General features: G+C 70.2%; 17 protein-coding genes. 12 read left to right on the top strand and 5 right to left on the bottom strand.

Annotation, left to right across the window (positions count from 1 at the left end; genetic code table 11):
- Positions 1 to 115: 115 nt before the first annotated feature.
- Complete coding sequence (locus FNH04_RS01575) at positions 116 to 976, top strand: PaaX family transcriptional regulator (RefSeq protein WP_152779506.1); 861 nt, start codon at positions 116 to 118, stop codon at positions 974 to 976.
- Between the two features lie 150 nt (positions 977 to 1,126).
- On the opposite strand, the gene FNH04_RS01570 is transcribed toward FNH04_RS01575, so the two are convergent.
- Positions 1,127 to 2,518, bottom strand: a complete 1,392-nt coding sequence (locus tag FNH04_RS01570) for an alpha/beta hydrolase family protein (RefSeq protein ID WP_386574518.1) — start codon at positions 2,516 to 2,518, stop codon at positions 1,127 to 1,129.
- A 563-nt stretch (positions 2,519 to 3,081) separates the two neighbouring features.
- On the opposite strand from FNH04_RS01570, the gene FNH04_RS01565 reads away from it, so the two are divergent.
- The 9 genes from FNH04_RS01565 (at position 3,082) to FNH04_RS01520 (ending at position 11,733) form a co-directional block, all read left to right on the top strand.
- Complete coding sequence (locus FNH04_RS01565) at positions 3,082 to 4,059, top strand: ABC transporter substrate-binding protein (protein ID WP_152779504.1); 978 nt, start codon at positions 3,082 to 3,084, stop codon at positions 4,057 to 4,059.
- A 400-nt stretch (positions 4,060 to 4,459) separates the two neighbouring features.
- The gene (locus FNH04_RS01555) at positions 4,460 to 4,867 is read left to right on the top strand and encodes an SRPBCC family protein (protein ID WP_152779502.1); all 408 of its coding nucleotides are present in this window, start codon (positions 4,460 to 4,462) and stop codon (positions 4,865 to 4,867) included.
- A gap of 457 nt (positions 4,868 to 5,324) precedes the next feature.
- The gene (locus FNH04_RS01550; protein WP_322722352.1) at positions 5,325 to 6,260 is read left to right on the top strand and encodes an ABC transporter ATP-binding protein; all 936 of its coding nucleotides are present in this window, start codon (positions 5,325 to 5,327) and stop codon (positions 6,258 to 6,260) included.
- Positions 6,257 to 7,120, top strand: coding sequence for an ABC transporter permease (locus FNH04_RS01545; protein WP_152779500.1), 864 nt, complete (start codon positions 6,257 to 6,259; stop codon positions 7,118 to 7,120). The genes FNH04_RS01550 and FNH04_RS01545 overlap by 4 nt, the downstream gene beginning before the upstream one ends.
- Positions 7,121 to 7,210: 90 nt before the next feature.
- A complete protein-coding gene (locus FNH04_RS01540; RefSeq protein WP_152779498.1) occupies positions 7,211 to 8,557 on the top strand; it encodes a sensor histidine kinase in 1,347 nt (448 codons plus the stop codon).
- Positions 8,554 to 9,231, top strand: coding sequence for a response regulator transcription factor (locus FNH04_RS01535; protein ID WP_322722349.1), 678 nt, complete (start codon positions 8,554 to 8,556; stop codon positions 9,229 to 9,231). Before FNH04_RS01540 ends, FNH04_RS01535 begins: the two co-directional genes overlap by 4 nt.
- 215 nt (positions 9,232 to 9,446) lie before the next feature.
- Positions 9,447 to 10,271, top strand: coding sequence for an alpha/beta fold hydrolase (locus tag FNH04_RS01530; RefSeq protein WP_152779494.1), 825 nt, complete (start codon positions 9,447 to 9,449; stop codon positions 10,269 to 10,271).
- A 278-nt stretch (positions 10,272 to 10,549) separates the two neighbouring features.
- The gene (locus tag FNH04_RS01525) at positions 10,550 to 11,089 is read left to right on the top strand and encodes a hypothetical protein (protein ID WP_386574514.1); all 540 of its coding nucleotides are present in this window, start codon (positions 10,550 to 10,552) and stop codon (positions 11,087 to 11,089) included.
- A gap of 2 nt (positions 11,090 to 11,091) precedes the next feature.
- Positions 11,092 to 11,733 carry a vitamin K epoxide reductase family protein gene (locus tag FNH04_RS01520; RefSeq protein ID WP_322722347.1) on the top strand — a complete coding sequence of 214 codons (642 nt, stop codon included), beginning with the start codon at positions 11,092 to 11,094 and terminating at the stop codon, positions 11,731 to 11,733.
- Positions 11,734 to 11,800: 67 nt separating this feature from the next.
- On the opposite strand, the gene FNH04_RS01515 is transcribed toward FNH04_RS01520, so the two are convergent.
- Positions 11,801 to 12,217, bottom strand: coding sequence for a hypothetical protein (locus FNH04_RS01515; protein WP_152779492.1), 417 nt, complete (start codon positions 12,215 to 12,217; stop codon positions 11,801 to 11,803).
- Between the two features lie 202 nt (positions 12,218 to 12,419).
- Here FNH04_RS01515 and FNH04_RS01510 point away from each other — a divergent pair, with 202 nt between their 5' ends.
- A complete protein-coding gene (locus FNH04_RS01510; RefSeq protein ID WP_152779490.1) occupies positions 12,420 to 14,252 on the top strand; it encodes an endo alpha-1,4 polygalactosaminidase in 1,833 nt (610 codons plus the stop codon).
- 160 nt (positions 14,253 to 14,412) lie between these two features.
- Here the strand turns inward: FNH04_RS01510 and ppk2 are convergent, their stop codons facing one another.
- Positions 14,413 to 15,213 (bottom strand): polyphosphate kinase 2, encoded by an 801-nt coding sequence (gene ppk2, locus FNH04_RS01505; protein ID WP_152779488.1) that lies wholly within the window; start codon positions 15,211 to 15,213, stop codon positions 14,413 to 14,415.
- Between the two features lie 262 nt (positions 15,214 to 15,475).
- On the opposite strand from ppk2, the gene FNH04_RS01500 reads away from it, so the two are divergent.
- Positions 15,476 to 15,979, top strand: coding sequence for a flavodoxin domain-containing protein (locus tag FNH04_RS01500; RefSeq protein WP_152779486.1), 504 nt, complete (start codon positions 15,476 to 15,478; stop codon positions 15,977 to 15,979).
- A 15-nt stretch (positions 15,980 to 15,994) separates the two neighbouring features.
- Here FNH04_RS01500 and FNH04_RS01495 read toward each other — a convergent pair whose 3' ends face one another.
- The gene (locus FNH04_RS01495) at positions 15,995 to 16,699 is read right to left on the bottom strand and encodes a CBS domain-containing protein (protein ID WP_152779565.1); all 705 of its coding nucleotides are present in this window, start codon (positions 16,697 to 16,699) and stop codon (positions 15,995 to 15,997) included.
- 43 nt (positions 16,700 to 16,742) lie between these two features.
- Positions 16,743 to 17,207 (bottom strand): Crp/Fnr family transcriptional regulator, encoded by a 465-nt coding sequence (locus tag FNH04_RS01490; RefSeq protein ID WP_152779484.1) that lies wholly within the window; start codon positions 17,205 to 17,207, stop codon positions 16,743 to 16,745.
- Positions 17,208 to 17,216 lie beyond the last annotated feature (9 nt).

Raw genomic sequence — 17,216 nt, 5'->3', positions numbered from 1 at the left:
GTGGTACCTCCGCCGTGGCGGTGTGGAACGGGCACAGGGTATGTCGGATAACGCGCGACCGGAAGCAGTGCGACATAAAACCGGGGGTGTGTGAAGCCGGGGAGCGAGATGAGGTATGAAGCTGGGTGTGGATCTACCGCAGGACGAGGCGAAGAACAGCACCCAGCTGCTGGTCCTGGCCGTCTACGGGCGCTACTCGCCGCTGGTGCGGGGCTGGTGCTCGGTGGCCGACCTGATCACGCTCATGGAGCGGCTGGGAGTACCGGCCCAGGCCACGCGCTCGGCGGTGACCCGGATGACCCGCCGCGACCTGCTGGCGCCGCAGCGGCGCGGCACGGTCCGCGGCTATGCCGCGACCGCCAAGGCGCAGCTCATCTTCGAGGAGGGCGACGAGGTCGTCTACGCCCCGCTGTCGCCGGCCCGCCTGGAGGACGGCTGGGCCATCGTGTCCTTCTCGGTCCCCGAAGCCGAGCGGGAGAAGCGGTACACCCTGCGCAAACGACTCGTGTGGCTCGGTATGGGCCAGCTCGACAGCGGCCTGTGGATCGCTCCCGCCCGTGTCCTTCCCGCTGTTCTGAAATGGGTGCGCAGGCTCGGGCTGGAACAGTACGTCGACGCCTTCACCGCCCGCCACGAAGGTCTCGGCGACACCGCCGAGCTCGCCCGCCGCGCCTGGAACCTGGAAGAACTCGCCGCCTCGTACGACAAGTACCTGGGCTCCTGGTCCCCGGTGCTGACGGCCGTCAGGGAACCGGGCGGTATCTCCGAACCCGGCGACGCCTTCGCCGTCCACACCCTGGCCCTGGAGCAGTGGATGCGCTTTCCCTACCTGGATCCGGGGTTGCCGGCACAACTGCTGCCGACGGGCTGGCACGGCGAGGCCGCCCAGGAACTCGCCAGGGAACTGCGTGAACTCCTCGAGGCCACGGCCTTCGAGTACGTCGCCTCCGTCGTCGGGCACGCGGCCGGGAAGTGACAGGCGACTGGGGCGCAGCCGGGGGGCCACTCGGGGAGTCCTGGGCGGCGCGGGGGTGCAACGCCGTCCCCGCCGGAGCGGCTCACCCGGGGGAGCGTCTCGTCGGCAAGGGGACGGCCGCCCGCCGTGGGCACGGCGGGCGGCGCTGACTCAGGGCCGGTACCGGTCGGCGGGGTGGGCCAGGTCGTAGGGGCGCGGGAACGGTGCCGGGCGGTAGCCGACGTAGCGCGCGGGTACGGACGGATCGGCCCGCGTGGCGCGGGCGTTGAGGGCGGCGGGACCGACGCCCTGCCAGTTGCCCGTGGCGATACGGGTCTCCAGGGCCTGCAGGGCGGCGGCCTGCTCGGCACTGCTGAACGTGCAGTGGCCCGCGTTGTCGACGTAGGCCTGGCGCAGCAAGGGGGCGGAGCCCGCGGCGGTGACCGCCCTGCGGTATGCGTTCTCCGCCGGTACCGGGATGAGGCCGTCACCCGTGGTGTGCACGGTCAGTTGTGGCTTGGTCAGCCGGCCGCTGAAGGAGCTTGTGCGGGCCATCCGTTCGACGGCCTCGGCGTCGGCGGCGATCCGGGGTGCGCGGTTCAGCGTGGCGAGGTCCCCGTGCAGGGACAGACCGGCCTTGGAGTAGAGCTCGCCGACCTCCTTGTACAGCGGGGAGCGGTGGAGCATCGTGGCGTAGTCGACGCCGGTGTTCCAGGACATGTTGCCCCCGACCCGGCTTTCGGCCTCCTGCCGCCAGGAGAAGGCCGGGAACCTCACCTGCAGCATGAGCGCCTGGTACTGGTTGGCCTGCTGGGCGTCCCAGTCGGTCGGTCCCGGCCGAGTCTGGGAGGGGTCGTTCCAGCCGGGGATGTCCTGAAGGGCGGCGGCCAGCGCGATACGGGCCCGGCCCGAGGCCGTGTTCTGGGCCTCGGTGACGGCGCCGGCCAGAGTGGCGGACGCCTCGGCGGCGGCCGCCTGGCTCTCCAGACCGGTCAGGCGGATGTCCGCTCCGGGGGCGAGCAGTGTCTTCAGCGCGAAGACCGCGTCGAGGGTGTTGTTCCAGTTGGCCACGCCGCCCTGGAGCAGGCCGCACATGGACAGCGATCCGCTGATGCGTGCAGGGTGGCGCTCGGCGATCAGCGAGGTCACCAGCCCGCCGTAGGAGGTGCCCCAGGCGATGGTGCGCCGGGCCGGGCCGAAGTGCGAGGTGAAGGCGTCGAGTGTGGCGAGCTGGTCCGGTATCGCGTCGCTCACCGCCCAGCCGTTGCTCGCGTAGGAAGAGCCGATGAGCGCGTAACCCTCCTTCAGCAGAAGGGACTTGGTGGAGTCGTCGGGGGCGTTCCGCGCGGGATTGGGCAGCCCGGCCGGGTTGTAGCCATGGCTGTACAACAGGACCGTGCCGTTCCAGGCTTCCGGCCTGTCCATCACGTAGGTCGCACCGGAGGGCAGCGTGCCTTCGAGATGGGCGCCGGTCCCTGCCGCCTGCGCAGCCGAAGTGAGGGGCGCGGCGAGCAGCAGCGCCGCCAGGGCGACGAGCGTACGTCTGAGGATGCGGGACTTCACGAAGCGAGCTCCTTTTTCCTGGCGAGGAGAGGGGGCGGGCGCAGTGCGACTTGTTCGGCGTCCCGTCCGGGACCGGCCGCGAACCTGGATGGTCCGGGAGTGACGGCGGTGCGGTCCGCGGTCGGACCCGCCCGCGCTCCTGGCAGGAGCGCGGGAGAGGCCTCCTTGTCCGACGAGCGCGGCCACCGGAAAGCGGGCCGCTCCACGGATCGACCTGTGCGGTCGTTCTGTATGAGCCCGGCCCGGCGGCTGGATCAGGCCTTCGCGGTCTTCTTCGTCCGGGGGAATGACACCGCGAAGGTAGGCGTGTAGATTGCGCGCGTCAAGAAGCTGCACAACATCAGCCGGGGCCCTCGTGGCCGGCGAGCTGCCCCGCGCGATGAAACGGCGCCCCTCGTCGCGTGCCGACGGAAGCGCCGGGCAAGTCCACTGAAAATTCCCCAGAGCCTCCATTGACGACTTGTCCGGCAACGGCATAGCGTCCGCCCAACTCGCTCAATTCAGTTCATAAATGCGCAAAATGCGCACCATTTCCCTTTCGTGCTTCCGTCAGGAGGAGCCCTATGCGACGGCGCATTCTCGGGCTTGCGATAGCAGTGGTCACGGTCGCCGGTACGGCCGGATGCGGATCCTCGTCCGGCGGGACGAGTGGTTCCTTGCCTTCGGGTAGCGGCAAGGCCACCGAGGTCAAGGTCGGCATCGTTCCGATCGGTGATGTGGCACCGCTCTATCTGGGCCGGAAGAAGGGCTTCTTCAGCAGCCGCGGCATCGATCTGAAGATGGAGAGCGCCCAGGGTGGCGCCGCGATCATTCCCGGTGTGGTGAGCGGACAGTTCCAGTTCGGCTTCAGCAACACCACGTCGCTGATGATCGCCCAGACCAAGGGAGTTCCGGTGACGTCGGTGGCCAACGGCTCGGCCACCACCGGCGACACCGAGGCGGACGTCAGCGGCGTGGCGGTCAAGAAGAGCAGCCCGGTCAAGTCGGCCAAGGACCTCGCCGGAAAAACGGTTGCGGTCAACACCCTGCAGAACATCGGTGACACCACGGTGCGCGAGGCGGTCCGCAAGGACGGCGGTGATCCCTCCAAGGTGGAGTTCGTCGAACTGGCCTTCGATCAGATGCCGGCCGCCCTCGACGGCGGCCAGGTGGACGCGGCCTGGATGGCCGAGCCGGCGCTGACCATCGCGAAGTCCCAGGGAGCCCGGGTCGTCACGTCGCCGTTCGCCGAGACCGACCCCAAGCTCACGCTGGCGACCTACTTCACCTCGACCCGGCTGACGAAGGAAAACCCCGACCTGGTGAAGAAGTTCGCCGAGGCGATGACCGAGTCGCTCACGTACGCCTCCGCACACCCGGACGAGGCGCGGCAGATCCTCACCACCTACACGAAGATCGACGGCGAGGTGCTGAAGAACCTGACGCTGCCGTCGTGGCCCGCGGAGTACGACATGGCCTCGCTGGAGAAGCTGGCCTCGCTCGGTGAGCAGGACGGACTCTTCGGTGACAAGAAGCCCGACCTGGAGGCGCTGTTCCCGTGACACCGTCGGTCATCGCGTCCGTGAAGGGGGAGTCCGCCGGGACCGGTACCGGTCCCGGCGGGGCCCCGGTCGGCGCGGCCCGGGCGCCGTCACCGCGCTGCGCGGGCTCGCCGGTCCGGCTGGTCTGGTGGTGGTCCTGGGGGTGGTGTCCCCGGGTGTGGTGATCGGCTCCGTCCCCGTGCCGTGGGCGGTGACCGCCTCCACCGTCGAGTGCCTGGACCCGATCCCGTCGGGCGCTCATCCCGGTGGCGGTGCCGCTCCACGGCACCGATCCGGAGTCGACGCTGCTGCGGGTGGTGTACGCCTCCTTCGGGCGGGTCCTCATCCTCGACCGACCACCTGCCTGCCGTGACCGATCTGTTCAAGACGGCGTCGGCAGCGGCCCGATAGCGTCGCGGCCATGGACACCGAGGTTTCGGACTCCCGGCACATCAGCACACATATCGATCGGCTCGCCGAGGAGGTGTACGACTACGCGTCGAACCCGTCCAACCTGCCTGAGTGGGCTCCCGGGCTGTGTAGCTCCGTCGAAAGGGTCGATGGGCAATGGATCGTGGAGTCACCCATGGGGCGGGCCGTGGTCGCCTTCGCGGCCAGGAACGAGTTCGGCGTACTCGACCACGACGTCACGTTGCCCACGGGTGAGACCTTCCACAATCCGGTGCGGGTGACCGTCGACGGCGCCGGGTGCGAGGTCGTGTTCACTCTTCGCCGGCAGCCGGGGACGAGTGACGTGGACTTCGAACGCGATGCGGAGGCCGTGTTCGCCGACCTGATCAGGCTCAAGCATGTGATGGAGCGCTCATAGTCCCGGGCGGAGCCGGCCGGGGCCGACGACAAGGACGGTCGGTACCGTCACGCCGATCCGGTGGCGCGCAGGGCTGACGCACGCAGGATCAGCGCGCGTCTGACAGCCGTCGAGTAAACGGTTCGCGGGCACCCCGCCTCGGCGCCGGCTTCGGGGTGCCGCCACTGAGGGGGACGCGGCCGGGAAGGCCTGCGCTGCGGGGAGCGGTTCGAAGCGGTTCCAGCGGTGCTCGTACGCGGCCGTGCGTCGGGCGTGCGTCGCGGGCCACGGCCACTGACATCGCGCGTTCCGTCCACCGAACCCGGGGGCACGGTACGGACGTTCCAGGTGGTACCGCGGTACCACCGCCTCCCCGTCATTGCTCTCCTGGGTACCAAGGTCTCCGGTTCCCGGACTCCTAGCGTTACCGGTGAACGAAGCCCGGTAGAGGCCAGTGGCCAGACGTGAGGGAGTGACCGTGATCGAGGTACAGCAGCTGACGAAGCGGTACGGCGAGAAGACGGCGGTCGACCGCCTGGACTTCGTCGTCAGGCCTGGCACCGTCACCGGATTCCTCGGCCCGAACGGTGCCGGCAAGTCCACCACCATGCGCATGATCGTGGGACTGGACGCACCGACCAGCGGCAGTGTGAAGGTCAACGGCAAGCGCTATGCCCAGCACTCCGCGCCGTTGCAGGAGATCGGCGCGCTGTTGGAGGCCAGGTCGATCCACCCGGGCCGGTCCGCGTTCGACCACCTGATGGTGCAGGCCCACACCCACGGCATTCCGCGCCGCCGGGTGGAGGAGGTCATCGAACTGACCGGCCTGCAGGCGGTGGCCAGGAAGCGGGCCGGTGCCTTCTCCCTCGGTATGGGCCAGCGCCTGGGCATCGCCGCGGCACTCCTGGGTGACCCGGCCACCGTCATGCTCGACGAACCGGTCAACGGGCTGGACCCCGACGGAGTCCTGTGGATCCGCAACCTGCTCACCGGACTTGCCGAAGAGGGCCGCACGGTCTTCGTCTCGTCCCACCTCATGAGCGAGATGGCACTGGTCGCCGACCACCTGATCATCGTCGGGCGCGGACGTCTGCTGGCCGACACCACCGTGCGGGAGCTGGTGCGCATGCACGGCGGGGACGCGGTGACCGTGGCCAGCGACCAGCCCGCCCGCCTGCGGGAGATCCTCTCCGGCCCCGGCGTCGAGATCAGCGGCGAGGTCGGCTCCGAGCACCTGCACGTGACCGGACTGTCCGCGCGCGCCATCGGACTCAAGGCCGCCGAGCACGGCATCGCCCTGTTCGAGCTCAGCTCCAGGACCGTCTCCCTGGAGCAGGCCTTCATGGAACTGACCCACGACGCCGTCGAGTACCACGGCGCCGGCACCGTCGACACCTCCGGGAGGGCGGCATGACCACGATGACCGAGACCCACAGCGCCACCCCCGCGCCGCCGCCCGCGGCCGCACAGCGGTCAGGTCCGCGGTACAAGGTCACCGGCCTGAGGGTCCTGCGCTCGGAGTGGTCCAAACTGTGGACGCTCCGCTCCACCTGGATCACCCTGGGCCTGGGCCTGGTGTTCCTGATCGCGTTCGGCGTCATCGCCGCCTGGCAGTACGAGTCCGGAGGCGGCCCGGACGGCAGCGGTCCCAACGGGGATCTGAGCAACGGCACGGCGCTCAGCCTCTCCCTGTTCGGCATCTCACTGGCACAGATGGCGTTCGGCGTCCTGGGCGTGCTGGTCACCGCCGGCGAGTACTCCACCGGCATGATCCGCTCCACGCTCGCCGCGGTCCCGCGCCGACTGCCGGTGCTGTGGTCGAAGTCGGCGGTGTTCGGCCTCGTCGCTTTCGCCCTCGGTGCCATCGGCGCCTTCATCGCCTTCCCGATCGCGAACGAACTGGTGTCCGGCACGGCGGCGGAGCTCTCGCTGTCCGACTCCGGGGTCGTACGCGGCCTGCTGGGCGCAGGCCTGTACCTCGGTCTGATCGCCGTGATCGGCACCGCGCTGGGCGCGCTGTTCCGCTCCGTCGCGGGCGGTATCGCCGTCCTGGTCGGCACGCTGATGCTGGTGCCCGGCCTGACCTCGCTGCTGCCCAACTCGTGGCAGGACGACGTCAGCAAGTACCTGCCCAGCAACGCGGGTGAGTCGATGTACTCGCTGACCCACGACGCGGCGAGCCTCTCGCCCACCGCCGGGCTCCTGGTCCTCCTCGGCTGGACCGCGCTCGCACTGGCGGGCGCCGCGTACCGTCTGGTGCGCAAGGATGCGTGATACGGCCCCTGCTCGCGGGCGGTGCGGTACCGACCTGGTCGGTTGCCGTGCCGCCCGGCCGTTGTGAACCACGATGGACAGGTGACACCCATGAGCACCGACTACACCGCCCCGCCGGGGACCGACCCCCGCCTGTCATCTGCAGAAACAGCGGCCATGTGGGACCACCCGCTGGTCAGGCGGATGGCCGGCATCGGCCGGCGCTTCAGACAGACCGACCGGAACCATCCATGGCTGCTGGACGCAGGTCTGGTCGTCGCTCTGATCCCCGTGCTGTGCGTGCCCGACCTGATGTCCGGGGAACGCCCGCAGAAAATCGACATCGCCTTCGTCAGCCTGCCCTGGCCGTGGACGATCACCCTGCAGGCGGGACTGCTGCTGCCCTTGCTGTGGCGGCGCAGAAGACCGGCCCTGACGTTCACCGTGATCGCCGCGGTGCTCCTCGTCCAGTGCGCTCTGGGCGTCTGGCTGCGCGCAGGCGTGGCCGCGCTGATCGCCCTCTACAACCTCGCCCTGCGCGGGCGGCCGCGCCATCTGCCCGTGGCCTGCGCCGTGCTGGCGGTCGCACTCGGACTGGTCGCCCTGCGGCTGCGGGGCGACGTGTCGATCGTGGACGGGCTGTTCTTCCTGTGCACCACCATCATCGCCGCGGTCGCGCTGGGCCTCGCCGTACGCGTGCGGCGGGCCCAGCTCGCGGCCCTGCACGACCGCGCGGCCCGCCTGGAGATCGAACGCGACCAGCGCAGCCGGCTGGCCGCGGCCGCCGAGCGTGCCCGGGTCGCCCGCGAGATGCACGACATCGTCGGCCACAACCTCTCCGTCATCATCACCCTCGCGGACGGCGGCGCACGGGCGGCCGACAACACCCCCGAACGCGGCAAGCAGGCTCTGCTCATGATCGGTGACACGGGACGCCAGGCACTGGGGGAACTGCGCCGCACGCTGGGCGTGCTGCGCGACCATCACGACACTCCCGACGCCACCCAGCTCAGCCCGCAGCCGCGCATCGTGGACATCAATGCCCTGTGCGCCCGTATCCGCGCCGCGGGTCCGCAGGTCGTCTACCGCACCAGCGGCGACCTGGACAGCCCGGACCGTGGTGTCCAGCTGACCGTCTACCGTATCGTCCAGGAGGCGCTCACCAACGCCCTCAAACACGCTGGTCGCGACACGCGGATCGACCTCGCGGTGACCGCTGAGGACAGGGAACTGCGCATCGACGTCCAGGACACCGGCCCGGGTCCGGGAGCCGCCCGGCCCGAACCGTCCGACGGCCAAGGACAAGGTCTCACCGGTATGAGAGAACGCGCAGCCCTGTACAACGGGACCGTCACCGCGGGACCCGCTCCCGGCGGAGGATGGACGGTGCGGGCGGTCCTCGACCTCACCCCTCTCAACGGTCTTCCCAGCCCTGCCCGCGCGGGCGGTGCGGCGTGACCACCGTGCTCATCGTGGACGACCAGCCACTGCAACGCTTCGGCTTCCGCATGCTCCTGGAGAGCTCGCCCGACACGGAGGTCGTCGGTGAGGCGGAACACGGCGGCGAGGCCGTCCGCATGGCCGCCGAACTCCGCCCGGACGTGATCCTCATGGACATCCGGATGCCCGGCACGGACGGCATCGAGGCCACCCGCCGCATCGTCGCCTCCGGCGGCCGCTCCCGCGTCCTCGTCCTGACCACCTTCGACCTGGACGAGTACGCTCACGCCGCCCTGCGCGCCGGAGCCAGCGGCTTCCTCCTCAAGGACGCCCAACCGGACGAACTCCTCGCCGGTATCCGCGCGGTCGCGGGAGGCGACGCCGTCATCGCCCCCGCACTCACCCGCCGACTGCTCGACGCCTACGCCCAGCACCTGCCCCAGGCGTCGCCGAGCCGCACACCGGAGGACGACCCCAGATTCCGTTCGCTGACCGAGCGCGAGCGCGAGATCTTCGTCGCCATCGGCCAGGGCTGGACCAACGGCGAGATCGCCGAGCGGCTGGTGCTGTCGGAGTCCACCGTGAAGACGTATGTCGGCCGCGTCCTGGCGAAGCTGGGAGCCCGCGACCGCATCCAGGCCGTCATCACCGCCTACGACCTGGGGCTCGCCCGCCCGAACGCAGCCGAATAAGGCGCGGGGACCCGGCGCCCGGGTGCTGCCCACACGGTCGGTGCCGGCCAGGCCCCCGGGTACGGCTGCCCCGGTTCGAGCCGGTGCGAGGGCGTGGGCGCCGGCACAGACAGCGGCGGCGGTTTCGGCCATGCGGCCGGCCGGGACCTGTGGGACGGTGTGAGTCCGGGGGGAACGGGCGTGGCTCTCCGCGGAAGGGTTCCAGGTGGCCGGGCATGGGCGACATGATCCAAACCGATGTCGGCGGGATCTGGGTGGAGCGCCGGGGCGAGGGCCCCGACGTCCTGCTCGTGGCGGGGCTCAGTGACCCTGCCGAGGCGTGGCAGGCGCAGCTCGACGGGCTCTCCGACCGCTACCGTGTCACCGCCTACGACAACCGCGGCACGGGGCGTACGCCGTTGCCCGAGGGACCCATGTCGGTGCCCGGGATGGCGGAGGACGCGGCCGCGGTCCTGCGCGCCCTGGAGATCCCGGCCGCCCATGTCATGGGCTTCTCGGGAGGCAGCTGCATCGCACAGGAACTGGCCCTCGGCCATCCCCGGCTCGTCCGCAGCCTCGTCCTGATGAGCACCTTTGCCCGTACCGACGCCTACTTCCGCGCGATGACGGGCTTCTGGCACTGGATGGCCGAGCGGGCGCCGGACGAGCGCGCGATGCTCGAGGCGTTCTTCCTGTGGATCTACACGCCGCGGGCACACGCCGACGGCACCGTCGACCGGATCGTCGAGGAGACGCTGGCCTTCCCGTATCCGCAGTCCGTCGAAGCCTTCCAGCGCCAGCTGGAACCGTTCAGGACGCACGACACGCTCGACCGCCTGTCCGAGATCACCGCGCCGACACTCGTACTGGCCGGTGAACTGGACATCGCCGCACCACAGCGCCTCGGTCGTGAGGTCGCCGAGAGGATCCCCGGGGCGCGGTTCGAGGTGCTGCCCGGCGAGGCCCATCAACCCTTCCAGGAGGTCCCCGACACCTTCAACGCGAGGGTCGACGCCTTCTGGCGGGAGGTCCGGGCACGGGAGCTTCGTGTCGAGAGCTGATCAAGCTGACCATGTCAGCGCATGATGAACTGCGCGACGGCGCCCTCGTCGGCACCCGCTTGACCTGCTCCCGCAGGTCCTCCAACAGCCCGAACAGGCCTGTGCCCGGTCGAGTACGTCACGACGTTCTCCCTGGCTCCGCAGCTCCCCGATGCGCCCTTCATGGGGGACCAACGGCCCTACCGGCGGACGAGGACTCCGGGGTTCACTGCGTTCGACAGTTCGCGAGGCAGGAGGTCAAGCATGTTCGGCAGCAGGACGGCCCCGGCGGTGGTGCGGTGATCGTCGCGGTGGGGCACGCGGATCTGACCGCGGCCACGCTGGAGTTGGTGGAGGCCGAGCTGAGGGAACGCCTGGAGCGTCTGACGGACGGTGCCGCCGGTCTCGTACGTGCCGGCGCGGGACTGCCCGTCGTGTTCGGGCGAGTGGTGCGGGCGGCGGGAAGGAAGCTCGTGGTGCTGCTGCCCACGCAGCACGCTGTGCCCGCCGTCCTGCCCGAGCCCGACCGGTCGGGCGCCGCGGAACTGCTGAGCCTGGCCGCGGAGGTCCGGCTGCTGGGATTCGACCCCGCAGACCGACACGCCCGCATCAGCGCCGACGAGCGCATCGTCGCGGGGAGCCGGAAGGTCCTCGCGGTCTGGGACGGTTCACCGTCCGACGGCACGGACGCCACCGCTCATCTCGTGGCGTACGCCCGCGCCCAGGGCATACCGGTCGAGGTCGTGTGGCCCGCGGGCGGCGCTCGCGAGCCGAAGGCGTCGAGCAGCCGCGGCGAGGCGGCCCGCCGGGCCGACACCTGCGCCACGAGAGGCGGGTGACGGTGAGTACGAGCAGCCTCACGTCCGACCGCGGCCCACGGCGGTACGGCAACGACTCCCGAACGGGAGCCGGACCCGCCTTCTCCTGGCTCCTGGTGATCACGGGAGCCCTCGGTGTCCTCGGCTCCTTCGTCATCACCGTCGACAAGTTCAGGCTCCTGGAGAACGCGGCGTACGTGCCCTCGTGCAGCCTGAGCCCGGTCGTGTCCTGCACCAGTGTGATGCGCAGCGCGCAGGCGGCGGTGTTCGGTTTCCCGAACCCGGTGATCGGCCTCATCGCCTTCGGCGCCGTGACCGCCATAGGGTTCGGCCTGCTGGCCGGGGCCCGCTACCGCCGCTGGTACTGGCTCGGTCTGAACCTCGGGACCCTCGGCGGCGCCGTCTTCTGCATGTGGCTCATGACGCAGGCGCTCTACGAGATCGGCGCGCTGTGCCTGTGGTGCATGCTCGTGTGGGCCGCCACCATCGTCATGTTCTGGTACACGACCGTGCACAACCTCCGGCACGGCGTCATCCGGGCACCGCGTGGACTCGTCGCGGCGGCACGGGAGTTCCACTGGGCGGTGCCCGTGACCTGGTACCTGGTCATCGGGATGCTCGTCGCTACGCGGTTCTGGACGTACTGGCAGGCGCTGCTTCTCTGACCGTCTGCCGACGCTTGACGGCTCGGCTGTGAAGCAGGTGCCGGCTGCCGGTCCGGAACATCGAACATCAGGGAACGAATCTGCGCCTCCACCACCACGCCGACGCCGGCGCTCCCGGATCAGCCAGTGACCGCGACTCGAAGATCTCGTCGTAGGGCTTGAGCAGGTCCCGGAGTTCGCCGGCGGCCCGGGCCGGCAGCCGTAGCGCGGCGGACTCCAGAAGGTCGCGTGCGGCAAGGTGGGGGCGGCAGCACTCGTCGAGGCCGCAGTAGTCGTCACTGAACCGCATGCGCCGGGCAGGTCCTTGTACCGACCGCATCCAGGTGGAGAAGGCCTGTCCCACGGCACCCGCGCCGAAGGCCCGTGCCTCCAGCCTGGCAACCGCCTCGGAGGCCGCCCCGGACAGGCCCCGCACCAACTCGGCCCCATGCCCGGCCCGTCCGGTCACCGAGGCCCGGACGGCTGCCGGGCGTCTACGCGGCATCGCTTCCGCCGGTAAGTGTCATGCCGTCAGCATTCATCGCGGACCACACGCCCACAAGGTCTTTTCTCCCTCTCCGCGTGCCGGGGACCGAAAGGTAAGATCGGTGATAAGGGCCGTGGTGATCTAGCTGACAGGTCTCAGTATTAGTCTGAGCCCCCTCAACAGCTTCTCGAAGCACGGCACAGGGGAAAGGTCACCGGCGATGTCGCTCAGCCCCGGCGATTCGGAGTCCATAGGCGGCTATGAGCTGGTCGACCGACTCGGCAGTGGTGGTATGGGCGTCGTCTATCTGGGCCGCTCGGCTTCGGGACGACGGGTCGCGGTCAAGGTCGTGCACGCGCAGTACGCGCAGGACGATGAGTTCCGTACGCGCTTCAGACAGGAGGTCGCGGCGGCCCGCCGGGTGAGCGGGGCGTTCACGGCCCCGGTGGTGGACGCCGATCCGGACGCCGAACGGCCGTGGATGGCGACGCTGTACGTGCCGGGCCGCACGCTGTCGGACATCGTGGCCAAGGACGGCCCGCTGCGCGGACCGAAGTTGCGCACGCTCGCGCTGGGCCTTGTCGAGGCGCTGCGGGACATCCACCGGGCGGGTGTGGTCCACCGTGATCTGAAGCCGAGCAACGTCCTGATGGCCGATGACGGACCCCGCGTCATCGACTTCGGCATCTCGCACGCCGTCGACAACGAGGCCCTCACCGTGACCGGGCGGTTGATCGGCACCCCGCCCTTCATGTCTCCGGAGCAGTTCGCCGCGCCGAGGGACGTCACCGCGGCCTCGGACGTGTTTTCTCTCGGGTCGCTGCTGGTGTACGCGGCCACCGGCAACCGTCCGTTCGACGGCGCCAGCCCTTATCTGACGGGCTACCAGGTGATGTACGAGGCGCCGGTCCTGAACGGAGTCGCCGAACCCCTCCGGAGCATCGCCGAACGCTGCCTGGACAAGGACCCGGCTGCCCGGCCCGATCTGGCCGAGCTGCACGGCATGCTCCTGGCACTGCCGGATTCCACCACGTCGGCCGTGCCGGTCGCTCGGGTCGTGCCAGTCGCTCGCCAAGTGGCCGACTCGGCGGAGACCAGACGCCAGGTTCCCGCTACGCGCCCCGTTCCAGCAGGCCCGGCCGCCCCCAGGCGCAAGCGGGGAGCGGACCGCACCCGAACCGGTCACAGACGTCGCGGGCAGCTCGTTCTCATCGGCCTCGGCGCAGCCCTGGTCGTCACCGGGCTGAGCGTCACGGCAGTGAAACTGGGGTCGTCCGAGGACGGCGCTTCCCAGCCGCCCACCGCGTCGGCGCCCGCCTCCGCCTCTGCCTCCGCCGCCTCGACGGTGGCGCTCCCGCCGAAGCACGTGCGGTGGGACTACCAGATCGGCGGCACGTACACCCCGCCGGCCGGTGTGCGGGTGGTCAGTCGCAGCTACGAGGACGCGCCCGCGTCCGGTGTGTACAACATCTGCCATCTCAACGCCTTCCAGGTACAGCCGGACGCGGAGGGCGACTGGGACTCCGACCTGCTGCTGCGCGACGCCGGTGGGGATGTCGTCTACGACGAGGACTGGGACGAGGCGGTCCTGGACATCCGTACGGCCGCCAAGCGGAAGCGCGTCGCGGCCGAGGTGAACACCTGGATCGACGAGTGCGCTGCCAAGGGGTACCAGGCCGTGGAGCCCGACAACTACGACACCTTCACCCGCTTCCCGAAGTACCTCACGGCCGACCAGGCCAAGTCGTTCATGAAGCTGCTGTCGGTGCACGCCCACGAGAAGGGCCTGGCCATCGCCCAGAAGAACACCCTGGAACTCTTGCCCGTGCGTGCCTCCGTGGGCCTGGACTTCGCCGTGGTGGAGGAGTGCGGCGAGTGGGACGAGTGCGGTGAGTTCGCCGAGGCGTTCGACGACAACGTGTTCGTGGTCGAGTACACGGCGAAGGGCCTGTCGAACGCGTGCTCCGGCTGGAGCGGCAGGCTGAGCATCATTCGCCGCGACCAGGATGTCGTGCCCAAGGGCGCGAGCGACTACCTCCGTCAGACCTGCTGACGTCGAACCCGGCGGGCCGGCCCGAGGCTCGGGAGCGCCTCGCCCCTTTCGCCGGAGGGGACCCTCGGGTTCCAGCTGGGCCGCGTCGCCCACACGGTGCTGCACCACTCCGACCGCCCGGTCGCCGTCGTGCCGCAGCAGCCATGACGCGCGGGCCGGCTCAGAGGCCGGCCGCGTGGTCGGGGACGTAGGTCTGCAGATCGCGCGGCGGCCGTTCGTAGCCGGTCGACGGTGGGCGCGGCGGCAGATCGAGCACGGGCGGCAGCACGTCGCGGTACGGCACCGTGCTCAGCAGATGCGCGATCATGTTCAGCCGGGCCCGCCGCTTGTTGTCGCTCTCCACGACGTACCACGGTGCCTCGGCGATGTCCGTGTGCACCATCATCTCGTCCTTGGCCCGGGAGTACGCCTCCCAGCGCGTGATCGACTCCAGATCCATGGGCGAGAGCTTCCAGCGTTTCGTCGGATCGTCCAGCCGCTGCCGGAACCGCTCCTGCTGCACGTCGTCGCTCACCGAGAACCAGTACTTGCGCAGCAGGATCCCGTCCTCCACCAGCATCCGTTCGAAGATCGGGCACTGGCGCAGAAAACGCTGGTGCTCCTCCTTCGTGCAGAAACCCATCACGTGCTCGACCCCGGCGCGGTTGTACCAGCTGCGGTCGAACAGCACGATCTCCCCGGCGGCCGGCAGATGCTCGATGTACCGCTGGAAGTACCACTGGGTGCGTTCGCGCTCGGTCGGTTTCGGCAGGGCCACGATCCGGGCCACCCGCGGATTGAGGTGCTCGGCGACCCGTTTGATGGTGCCGCCCTTGCCCGCCGCGTCCCGTCCCTCGAAGACGACGACAAGCCGTGCGCCCTCCGCCCGCACCCACTCCTGCAGCTTCACCAACTCCGTCTGCAGTCGTAGCAGTTCAGGCTCGTACACCTTCCGCGGCACCGTCGCCTCGTTACCGGCCATACCGCCTCCCTGCTCGACGACCTGCGGTGGTGGACAGTGCCTGGGGCGCGCACCTGAACAGCACCGTACTGTCCGGCCGGGGGCCGCGCATCGTGGTGGTCTCGAACGACACCCGCGACATCGGGTGGCCGACGCCGCCGAGAGGGAAAATGGCTATGAAGCACAACAAAGCGGGCTCCGGGATGGCACTGGAGCCGTCCGCGTCGAGGACGGAACTTCCTCGCTCGTGACGCGGCAGTTTTCCGAGAGGAGGCGGACCACCATGCCCACCAGAGTGCTGGTCGCCTATGGAACGACGAACGGGTCGACCGCGCAGATAGCGGAAGCCGTCGCGGAGATCCTGGACAAGGAGGGACTCACGGCCGAGGCACTCCCGGCCCGGTCCGTGGAGAGCGTGGCGCCGTACGACGCCGTGGTGGTCGGAGGCGCACTGTACGCCGGGCGCTGGCACAAGGACGCCCGCCGCTTCGTCCGCCGCCACCGCCACGAACTCGCCGAACGCCCGCTGTGGCTGTTCAGCAGCGGACCGCTCGACCCCTCGGCCTCGGAGCGGGACATCCCGCCCGTACCCGGCGTGAAGAAGGTGATGGTCCGGCTCGACGCAAGGGAGCACGTCACCTTCGGGGGCCGGCTGGAGGAGGGCGCGAAGGGATGGGTCGCCCGGATGATCCTCCGTTCCGGCAAGGGCGGCGACTTCCGGGACTTCACCGCCATCCAGGCGTGGGCAGCCCATGTCGCGGCCGAGTTCGTGGGCGCTGCGTCGTAAGGGCACCGGGGCGCGTCACGACGGTGAGGCGGGCCGGGTGTCACCCGACGCGAGGGCGCTGGACCCGGAGGAACGGCCGTCCCAGGAGAGGTCGAACTCGACGTCCACGACGCCCTCGACAGCCCGTACGAGGCGTGCGGCGACGGGAACGAGCGACGTGTCCCGCATACGGCCGCTGAGCTTGACGACTCCGCCCCGTACCGCCACGCGTACGGCGGACTCCGGCGCGGGGAAGAGATACGACACCACCTCGCGGCGGACCTCCTCCGCGATCTCCTCCTCGTCGCGCAGGAACACCTTCAGCAGGTCGGCGCGGCTGACGACACCCTGCAGCATGCCCAGCCGGTCGACGACGGGAAGTCGTTTGACCCTGGCGCGTGCCATGGTGCTCGCGGCCTGGGCGAGCGTCGCGTCCGCGAGGACGGTGAGGGCCGGGGAGGTCATCAGCTCCCCGGCGGTCACGGCGCCGGCCTTGGCGAGATCGGACAGGCGCCGGAGCTGCGTGTGCCGGTCGGGGTCGCTGTCGCGGAACTCCTCCTTGGGCAGCAGGTCGGCCTCGGACACGACCCCGACGACGCGGCCCTCGCCCTCCAGGACGGGCAGGGCGCTGACCTTCCAGTCGTGCATCATCCGCACGATCTCCCTGAAGGTGGCGTCGCGGCCGACGGCGGCGACGGTGTGAGTCATCACGTCGCTGACGATGTGCGGGGTGCCGTGCATCATGCCTCCTCCGTCGTTTCCGTGCGCGGGTGCGCGGGTGCCGTCACAGGAGGCTGCCGCTGCCATAGGGCGCGTACAGGTCCAGCAGCCGGGTGCGGGCCGAACGCAGTCGGTGGGCGAGGATGTCGCCCACCCACTGGGCGACGGTCACACCGAGCGCGGGATCGTCCTGGCACATCGAGCGGACCGCGGTGGCGTCGAACTCGTAGGCGCGCACCGGGCTGGTCGCCTCGGCGCCCAGGTGCCAGGTGTGCGGGGCGAACAGCCAGGACCAGCCGATGAGTTCGTTGTGCCCGAGGGTCTCGATGACGGCAGCGCGCCGGCCCGGCACGCGCATGTCCAGATCGACGGTGCCGGTGCGGATGATCCAGAACCGGTCTGCGCGGCCCCCCTCCTCGAAGAGCCGGGTGCCCTGGGGGAACGACACCTCCCGGGCGCCGCGCATCAGCCGCTGCCGGTGTGCGGCGGGCAGCGCCCGCAGCATGCTGGGAGTAGGGGGAACGTTCATGAGGTGCCT

This window comes from Streptomyces phyllanthi (assembly GCF_009377205.1).
Taxonomy (GTDB): Bacteria; Actinomycetota; Actinomycetes; order Streptomycetales; family Streptomycetaceae; genus Streptomyces; species Streptomyces phyllanthi.
The sequence above is the reverse complement of the archived record's forward strand: the minus strand, read 5'-3'. Positions and strand labels throughout refer to the sequence as shown.